General features: G+C 73.3%; 8 protein-coding genes. 3 read left to right on the plus strand and 5 right to left on the minus strand.

What is annotated here, in order from left to right:
- The 3 genes from AN218_RS32115 to AN218_RS32125 all read right to left on the minus strand — a co-directional run.
- Window positions 1-284 (minus strand): hypothetical protein (locus tag AN218_RS32115; RefSeq protein WP_141747782.1); only part of this gene is annotated, 284 nt, incomplete at its 3' end.
- A gap of 229 nt (window positions 285-513) precedes the next feature.
- Window positions 514-912: a DUF2795 domain-containing protein gene (locus AN218_RS32120; RefSeq protein WP_070020552.1), complete on the minus strand. Its 399-nt coding sequence runs from the start codon at window positions 910-912 to the stop codon at window positions 514-516.
- Window positions 896-2,125, minus strand: a complete 1,230-nt coding sequence (locus AN218_RS32125; protein WP_070020548.1) for a baeRF2 domain-containing protein — start codon at window positions 2,123-2,125, stop codon at window positions 896-898. The genes AN218_RS32120 and AN218_RS32125 overlap by 17 nt, the downstream gene beginning before the upstream one ends.
- A 293-nt stretch (window positions 2,126-2,418) precedes the next feature.
- On the opposite strand from AN218_RS32125, the gene AN218_RS32130 reads away from it, so the two are divergent.
- On the plus strand, window positions 2,419-2,640 hold the full coding sequence (locus tag AN218_RS32130) for a DUF6158 family protein (protein ID WP_070020549.1): 222 nt from the start codon (window positions 2,419-2,421) through the stop codon (window positions 2,638-2,640).
- 132 nt (window positions 2,641-2,772) lie between these two features.
- Here AN218_RS32130 and AN218_RS32135 read toward each other — a convergent pair whose 3' ends face one another.
- Window positions 2,773-4,791, minus strand: coding sequence for a thiamine pyrophosphate-requiring protein (locus tag AN218_RS32135; protein ID WP_079132824.1), 2,019 nt, complete (start codon window positions 4,789-4,791; stop codon window positions 2,773-2,775).
- Between the two features lie 346 nt (window positions 4,792-5,137).
- On the opposite strand from AN218_RS32135, the gene AN218_RS32140 reads away from it, so the two are divergent.
- Window positions 5,138-6,025: a SigB/SigF/SigG family RNA polymerase sigma factor gene (locus AN218_RS32140; RefSeq protein ID WP_070020550.1), complete on the plus strand. Its 888-nt coding sequence runs from the start codon at window positions 5,138-5,140 to the stop codon at window positions 6,023-6,025.
- A gap of 20 nt (window positions 6,026-6,045) precedes the next feature.
- Here the strand turns inward: AN218_RS32140 and AN218_RS32145 are convergent, their stop codons facing one another.
- Window positions 6,046-7,293, minus strand: a complete 1,248-nt coding sequence (locus AN218_RS32145) for a PAS domain-containing protein (protein ID WP_070020551.1) — start codon at window positions 7,291-7,293, stop codon at window positions 6,046-6,048.
- Between the two features lie 130 nt (window positions 7,294-7,423).
- Between AN218_RS32145 and AN218_RS32150 the strand changes: the two genes are divergently transcribed.
- Window positions 7,424-8,233, plus strand: coding sequence for a GAF and ANTAR domain-containing protein (locus tag AN218_RS32150; RefSeq protein ID WP_244900893.1), 810 nt, complete (start codon window positions 7,424-7,426; stop codon window positions 8,231-8,233).
- The last annotated feature ends 230 nt before the right edge of the window (window positions 8,234-8,463 follow it).

Genomic DNA, 8,463 nt, shown 5'->3' on the forward strand with positions numbered 1-8,463 from the left:
AGCCGCTCCTGGCCGGGCCAGTCGCGGCGGGCGACGAGTTCGAAGACGCGGCGGTCGGCGGCGGACCAGGCACGCGAGGCGGGCCAGTCCCTCCAGCTCTGCCGCCCGGAGCGTCCGAGCGCGGTGCGCTCCGGCCCGTCACCCCCCGCGGCGGAGCCCGGACGCCTCAGCGCCCTCGGGACCGCGGCCCGTGCCGAGAGGGCGCTCAGGCCCCCGAGGTGCGGACGGCGCACGCCGCGGAGCCGCTGCTCCATGCGCTGGGTGAACGTAGCCAACGTAGCCATGGAGCTCGCTTTCTCCGACCTGATCCCGGTAAACCTTCGCCGCACTGTGACGCCCGTCCTGCGCGGCACCCCGCGGGGACCTCACAGCCACCACGGCGGAGCCCCGCCCAACTCCTCGCAACCCGTCAACTCCCGTGCACACGGCGGCTCCCGCACCCCGCCACGGGGTACGGGAGCCGTGCGCCGGCGGCCGGTCCGCCGCCCGGCGCATCTGATCTCACACGCGGCCTCACGCCTGGGGCCTGCGCCCCAGCGCGGCCATCACCTCCTGCACGTTCCCGTACGCGTCGCCGTCCTTGGGCAGCTCCCGTACGGTCTCGACGAGGAAGTCCGGCGCGTACTGGTCCATCAGCGTCCGCTTGAGTGCTTCCCGGTCCGCCGGGAAGGCGCCACGGCCCAGATGGCGCGCGAGGTCGGAGCGCAGCGCCTCGTCCTCGGCCTCCTCGCGGCTCGCCGCGCCGCCCACCGGCACGGGACGTTCGGTGACCTCCGGATCGTCGTCGGCGCCGGGCTCCGGGTCGTCCCACTCCTCGGCGCGCGTGGGGTGACCGGACCGGATAAGGCCCTGCATCTCCCGCTTGGCCTCGTCGTCCCGGTGGACGTTCAAGCGGTCACTGCCGCGTTGCATGCTGTCCGCCACCGGCTCCACCTCCTTCCGGAGCGCCCTCGTACGGCCAGCGCAGCAGCGCTCCGAGGCCGCCGTCGGGCAGTTCGGGCGGTACGCCCTCGGGCACGTCCGAGCCGTGTACGCACAGCACTTCGGCGCCGGTGGCCGCCGCCGAGCGCAGCAGCGCGTCGTCGGCACGGGCCGAGGACGGCTCCGTCTCGCCCAGATACTGGGACTCGGTGCGGCGCGCGGCCACCTGGCCGGGCTCGTCGCCGACCCAGACCTCCTGACGCAGATCGGAGCCCTCGGGACGGGCGAGCAGCACGCCGATGCGGTGCTCACGCGCCGCCTCGACCAGCGCCGGTACGCCCTCGGCCGCGTCGACGCGGCCGTCCTCGTGCGGCGCCCGGCCCGCCTGGAAGCGCTCCAGCGCCTCGGCGACCCGCTGCCGCGCGTACTCCGCCCGCGCCTCGGCGACCTCCTCCGCGAGGAGCCGCCTGCCGCGCGAGGTGTTCGCGGCCGGTCCCTCGGCGTCGCTGTCGGCCCGTACGCCGTGCTCGGCCTGTACGGTGCGTTCGCGCAGATCGGACGGCAGCCTGCCGTACACGGAGTTGCGCTCCCGCGCGTCCCCGGCCAGGACGACGACCTCAGCGCCGTACTTCTCCCAGCGCTCCCGCAACTCCTCCGCGATCTCCGCCGCGTTCTGCTCCCAGGTGTTCTCGACCGCCGTCTGGAAGTGCCGCTCCGACCAGTCGCCCGTCGGGGTGCGGTGCAGGGGCCAGTCGGCGCCCTCGACACCGCCCGCGGACGTCGAGCGAAGCGCACCCGTCAGCTCGAAGTCGGCGCCCTGGCGGTCGATGTAGGCGACGAGGCAGGGCGGATCGCTCTCGGCCAGTTCGAGCAGCGGGCCCGTACGAGGCAGCGCCTGCCAGGCGACGAGGGGACCGCCGCCGGGCGGCGGCTGCGTCAGCTCCACGTCGAGGACGACCTCGCCGTCCGTGGCGAACACGGCACGGCCGGGGTGTTCGGAGCCGCGGGGCAGCGAGACGAGCCGTTGGCGTACGGCGTCGCACGTGGCCTCGTCGGCACCCTCGTCCTTGAGCTGCTCGCGGGCCGACTTGGCGCCCAGCCGCTGGCGCGCGGCCGCGTCCTCGGAGGCCGTCGTGGTGTCGAAGTAGACCGACGCCCACGGGCCTTGGCGCTCCAGGAGCGGCCCGAGGAATCCGAGATCCATTGATTCCCTCCTTGAATCGCCGGGGCCGGGTACCCGTACGGCCGCCCACCACACGGGGAACCCCGGCCCGTACGGGAGCCCGGACCGGCCGGCGACCGAGCGCAGCGGAACGTGACGGCGGGAGACCGCGACGACGAGACAACGGGACAAGGCGACAAGGCGACGACCCGGGCGGTACGGGGAGTGGGAGCCGGGCACTGGGGGACTGGGACACCGGGACAGGCACCGGGACAGGACAGGACTCGGAGACACCGGCACGGAGACGGCGACGAGGCGAACCGAGAGGGAGCCCCATGGGAATCGACCCCCGCGAGTTGTCCGACGCGGACCTCATCAAGGAGCTGGAGACCATCCACCGCACCCGGCACGACACGCTCCTCCACGCACCCGAGGACGCGCTGGCCGCGCACAGCGTGCGGATGACGGAACTGGAGGCGGAGTATCTGCGCCGCCACCCCGACCGGCCCGTCACCCCGGGCCGCACACGGGAGGGCGCCCGCGCCCGCGAGACCTGATACCGGCCGGCACGGAAACGAGTTTGGCAACGAGTACGGGACGGCGCCCCGGGCGCCGTCCCGTCGCTCTGCACCGCTCTCAGCAGCCGGGCCGACTCCCGCGACCGTCGCGCCGCCCGGCGCCGCGGCACCTCAGCGCTCCGCACCCTTCCCCTGCGACTTCGCCTCCTGCTTCTGCGCCTTCTCCTCGCCCTTCTCCCTCTCCCTCCCCCGCTTCGCGGCCTTCCGCGCGGCCTTCTTCCCGTCCCCGCGGCCCTCCTTGCGGCCGCCCTCGTGACCGTCGCCGACGGCACCGCGGCCCGCCGCGGCCGACTCCTCCGCCGCCTCCTGCTCCTCGGTGCGCTCCGAGGGGTGCGGTTTGCCGCCCGGCAGGAAGTCCTGGAGCTTCGCCTTGAAGCCCTGCTTGACGACGGACCTGCGGTCGGCGTCGCCCTTGACGATGGCGGCGGCCGTGGCCTCGATCTGGTCCCAGTCGGCGTGCGGCGGGATCGGCGGTACGGAGGGGTCGGTGAGGAACTCGACCACGGCCGGGCCGTCCGCCTCCAGGGCCTGCCGCCACGCGTCTTCGACGCCGCCCGGCTCCTCCACGCGCAGGCCCGTCATGCCGAGGCTGCGGGCGAACGCCGCGTAGGAGACGTCCGGCAGCGACTGCGACGGCACGAACTGCGGCGAGCCGCCCATGGCGCGCATCTCCCACGTGACCTGGTTGAGGTCGCGGTTGTTCCACACGCCGACGACGAAGCGCGGATCGCCCCAGGACATGCGGTACTTGGCGAGTGTGATCAGCTCCGCGAGCCCGTTCATCTGCATCGCGCCGTCGCCCACGAGCGCGATCACCGGCCGGTTCGGATACGCGAACTTCGCGCCGATCGCGTACGGGACGGCGCAGCCCATCGTCGCCAGCGTCCCCGACAGCGATCCGCGCATGGTGCCGCGCATCGTCAGATGCCGGGCGTACCAGTTGGTCGAGGAGCCCGAGTCGGCGGTGACGACGGCGTCGTCGGGCAGCAGGGAGTCCAGGCAGTGCGCGACGTACTCGGGGTTGACCGGGTCGGCGCTCACCCGCGCCCGCCGCCGCATGATCTCCTTCCAGCGGTCGACGGAGGCCGTCAACTCCTCCTGCCACTCCGTGCCTTCGTCCTTCTGCCGGAGCTTGGGCAGCAGCCGCCGCAGCGTGGTCGCCGCGTCCCCGATGAGGTTCACCTCGTACGGGTAGCGCATCCCCGCCATGTGCGGGTCCAGGTCGATCTGGACGGCGCGCGCCTTGCCGTACGGCGGCAGGAACTGGCTGTAGGGCAGGCTCGATCCGATGGTCAGGAACGTGTCGCAGTCCCGCATCATCTCGTAGCTGGGGCGGCTGCCCAACAGCCCGATGGGGCCCGTGACATACGGGAGCGTGTCCGGCAGGACGTCCATGCCCAGCAGCGCCTTCGCCACGCCGGCCTGCAGCACCTCGGCGGTCTGCCGCACCTCGGCCTGCGCGCCGCGCGCGCCCTGCCCGGCCAGGATCGCCACCTTGCTGCCGGAGTTGAGCACCTCGGCCGCGTGGTCGAGGGCGCCCTCGGAGGGCTCGGTGTGCCAGCCGCTGCTGCCGAGGCTGGAGGGCACCATCTTGAACTCGTGGCCGGGCGGCCGGTATTCGAGGTCCTGCACGTCGGAGTGGACGATGACCGCCGTGGGGGCGCGGCGCGCGTAGGCCGTACGGATCGCGCGGTCCAGCACGTTGGGAAGCTGCTCGGGGACGGTCACCGTCTCCAGGAACTCCGAGGCGACGTCCTTGAAGAGGGAGTGCAGGTCGATCTCCTGCTGGTACGAGCCGCCCATCGCCGAGCGCGCCGTCTGGCCGACGATCGCGACGACCGGCACATGGTCGAGCTTCGCGTCGTAGAGCCCGTTGAGCAGATGGACGGCGCCCGGACCGGACGTCGCGGTGCACACGCCCAGCGTGCCGCGGAACTTGGCGTAGCCGACGGCCTCGAACGCGGCCATCTCCTCGTGCCGCGCCTGCACGAACCGCGGCTCGTTCCCGGCCCGTTCCCACGCGGCGAGCAGTCCGTTGATGCCGTCACCGGGGTAGCCGAAGACGTGCTCGACCTGCCACTCGCGCAGCCTGCGCAGGATGTAGTCGGAAACCTTCTCGGACTCGGACATGAAGGTGCGCTCCTCTCGTCCCGTAGCCGTACCGCGCACGGACGCCTCCGGCACGTCGTGTACGTCGTGTACGTCTCCGGCCCGCGGCGTACGCGGGAACGGACGGACGCGGGCTCCGTGCTCACGGTCCGTGACGGGTTACCGGACGGCCCCGGCGGGAAACCCGGCGGTGCGCCGAGTCACAACTCGGCGGCGGGGATGGACGTTTGCCGCCCCGAGGCAGGGGCAAGCGGAAGACCAGTGCTTCGGCAAGAAGGCACATCCGCGGGAGCGGGACCTGTGTGTCCGCTCGGGACCGTCAAGGTCCGACCGCATATGTGTGCCCTCTCCCGCGGTGATTGCTCGGATGCAGCGCACCGAATGGGAAGAGGAGTCGAACGACACCGTGACACCCGTAGAGACTCGTACGAAGCGTGCACGTCACCCCCACGATGACGCCCCCGACACCGCTGCCGACTTCCGACGCATCGCCTCCCTCCCCGAGGGGGCGGAGAAGGAAGAGCTGCGGCAGGAGGTCGTGCGGGCGTGGATGCCGATGGCGGAGCGCCTGGCCCAGAGGTTCCGCAACCGCGGCGAGGCGCTGGAGGACCTCCAGCAGGTCGCCTCGCTGGGCCTGGTCAAGGCCGTCACCCGTTACGATCCCGACCGCGGCAGCGCGTTCGAGAGCTTCGCGGTGCCCACGATCGTGGGTGAGATCAAGCGCCACTTCCGCGACCACATGTGGGGCCTGCACGTGCCCCGGCGTGTGCAGGAACTGCGCAACCGCGTACGCATCAGCCGCCGCGAGCTGAGCCTGTCCTCCGGCGGGCGCGGTCCGTCGGTGGCGGAGATAGCCGAGCACGCCCGGATGTCCGAGGAGGACGTCCTGGTGGGCATGGAGGCGCTGGAGAGCTACAGCACGCTCTCCCTCGACGCCGAACTCCCGGGCGCCGACGACGGATACTCCCTCGCCGACACCCTCGGCCACAGCGAGCCGGGCTTCGACCACGTCGTCTACCGGGAAGCGGTCAAGCCCCGGCTGGAGCGGCTGCCGGAGCGCGAGCAGCGCATCCTCTTCCTGCGGTTCTTCTGCGACATGACGCAGACGAAGATCGCCGAGCGGATGGGCATCTCGCAGATGCACGTCTCCCGGCTCATCAGCCGTACCTGCGAGCGGCTCCAGCAGGAGGTCGACGGCGACTTGCAGCGGGAGCGCGAACAGGAGCACGAGGAACGGCAGTTGACCCCGGCCTGACCCGGGAGGGCGGTCGCCCGTCAGGGTCCGCCATGGCCCGTCACATCGTCGACGGACGCGTACAGCGCGAGCGCGATGTGGCGGGCCATGCGCTCGGCCGCCCCGGCCTCGGCGAGTTCGAAGACGCGTCCCCGGTCCGTACGGAGACAGGTCAGCGCGCCCAGCGCCGGTCCGGGACCGCCGGGCGTACCGGGGTGCCGCTCGCGGCTGAGCGGCAGACAGACCAGGGAGCCCACGCCCGCGCGTACGAGGACGGCCGAACCGGAGGCGTCCCAGCCGAAGGCGCCCGCGTCCTCCGCGCGCGCCTGGAGCGTCCGCGTGCCCTTACCGGCCGCCTCCCGCACCAGCGGTACGGAGGAGGGGTCCTGCCGCAGCAGCGCCTCGCGGATCTCCTCGTCCGGGCCGAGCACCACCTCCCGGTGCAGCGCGTCCTCACCCGCGAGGTCGACGATCACCCAGTCCGCGAAGCGCTCGTACAGCACCGAGGCGGCGCGCTCCGCGACGGCCCGCCGTGGGCCCTCCGCGGACAGCAGCGCGGCGGCCATGTCGTCGACGAGATCGAGCAGTTGGGCGTGGCGGGAGATCTCCTCCAGCGCGGGCGGCCCCGCCGACGGCCGCGGTTCCACGGCGGCCACATCGGCGGCAGCGGGACCGGACGGGCCGTCCAGGACGGGCTGGAAGACGCAGAGCACGACGCTGCGGGCGTCCTGCGGCGTGCGGAGCGGGGTGAGCGTCACCCGCAGCGTGGTGCCGGAGGGCACGCCGCCCGCACCGCCGTGGACGTCCAAGGCGGAGTCGTCCGTCTCGCCCGGGTGCAGCAGACGCACGCGCAGACTGCGCGCGCCCTCGTCGCGGGCGACCGCCGCGACCTGCGTCCGCAGCAGGGGCCGGCTCTCGTGCGTGAGCGACCCGGTGAGGGAACGCCCCGACGCATAGCCCGCGCGCAGCCCGAACAGCCGCGTCGCCGCGGCGTTCATCCGCCGTACGACCGCGTCCTTGTCCAGCAGTACGACGGCGACGGGGAGTTGGTGGACGAGGGTGCGCAGCAGCCGCTGCTCGTGGCCGTCGTCGTGGCCGAAGCGCCGCCCGGCGGCGGCCAGTTCCTCCAGGCGCGGCCACAACACCTGGGCGACATGCCGCAGTTCGAAGAGCGCGGCGTCCAGGGAGAGCAGCCGCTCGGCCTGGGGAAGAGAACGTGCCGCGTGCAGTTCGTCGACACGCCTGCGGAAATCGGAGAGTTCCGAACCGAAGTCCTCAACACCGGTCATGGCAGTCAACTTAGCGGGGGCTCCGGCGGAGCAGCGGTGGCGGTGCGGGCCTGCGCCATGTTCACGAACCCTCCCGAACATGCACGCGGCGCCCAGTTTTCCGGCCCGCTTCCCGGGAAGCCGAACGCCTGTGGACGAACCGCACCAGCCCGCCGCCCTGGACCGGCCCCGCACCGTGGGGCCCCGCCCCGTGGCCCTCCCCACGCCGATGCCGTCGGCGGAGGCCGACGAGCGCGGCGGGGAGATCTCCCTCTCGCGTGGCTTCACCGACCTCGCCGAACGCGCCGTCGTCCGTACGCCCGGAAGCTGCGCCGCCGCGGTCACGCTGACCGACGCCGCGGGCGGCACGCTCGGCGACTGCCCGGAGGGTTCCGCCGCCGCCGTCACCCACCCCGACCTCTCCGAACTCGTCGCCGTGCAGTGGGAGTCGGGGGAGGGACCGGTGCCGGAGGCACTGCGCGGCGGCGAGGCCGTGTCCGTCGGCGAGGTCCTGCGGGAGACACGGTGGCCGCGCTACCGCGCCCTGGCGCTTCAGCGGGGACTCCGCGCGAGCGTGACCCTGCCCTACCGCCACGACGGCGCCGTGCTGACCCTCTCCCTGTACGCCTTCCGACCCGGCGCGCTCGGTGCCGTCGTCGAGGAGCGGGGCGCCGAACTGGCCGGGCTGGTCGCGGGCGTCCTCGGCCGGGACCGCCGCTACCGCGAAGCGCTCGCCGAGGTCGAGCAGCTCAACTCGGCGCTGCGCTCGCGGCCCGTGGTCGACCAGGCCTGCGGGATCGTGGTGGGCCGCGAGGGCTGCTCCGCGCAGGAGGCCTTCGACCTGCTGCGCGAACTCTCGCAGCGCACCAACCGCAAACTCTCCGACCTCGCCGAGGCGATCGTCCGCAACCGCGGCCGGGGCCTGGACGCACAGCTCCGAAAGCTGCGACGGGTGCGCTGAGTTCGGGGCTGAGTTCTGGACTGTGTTCGGGGCTGTGGGGGAGCGGGGGCTCCGGGCGGGCGCGTGAGCGCTGATCGCGAGCCCCTGAGCACCGAGCGCAGGTCCCGGTACCGTCCCCGGATCCCGGCCGCCCGGCGCGCGGGAGCGGCCGAGCGCTGCGAAGCTGGACGGAGGGCGTCCGTCCGGTCCGCCGTCCGCCGCCGGCGCCCCCGGGACCACCGGCACGGGCG

The sequence above is a fragment of the Streptomyces nanshensis genome, assembly GCF_001751255.1.
Taxonomy (GTDB): domain Bacteria; phylum Actinomycetota; class Actinomycetes; order Streptomycetales; family Streptomycetaceae; genus Streptomyces; species Streptomyces nanshensis_A.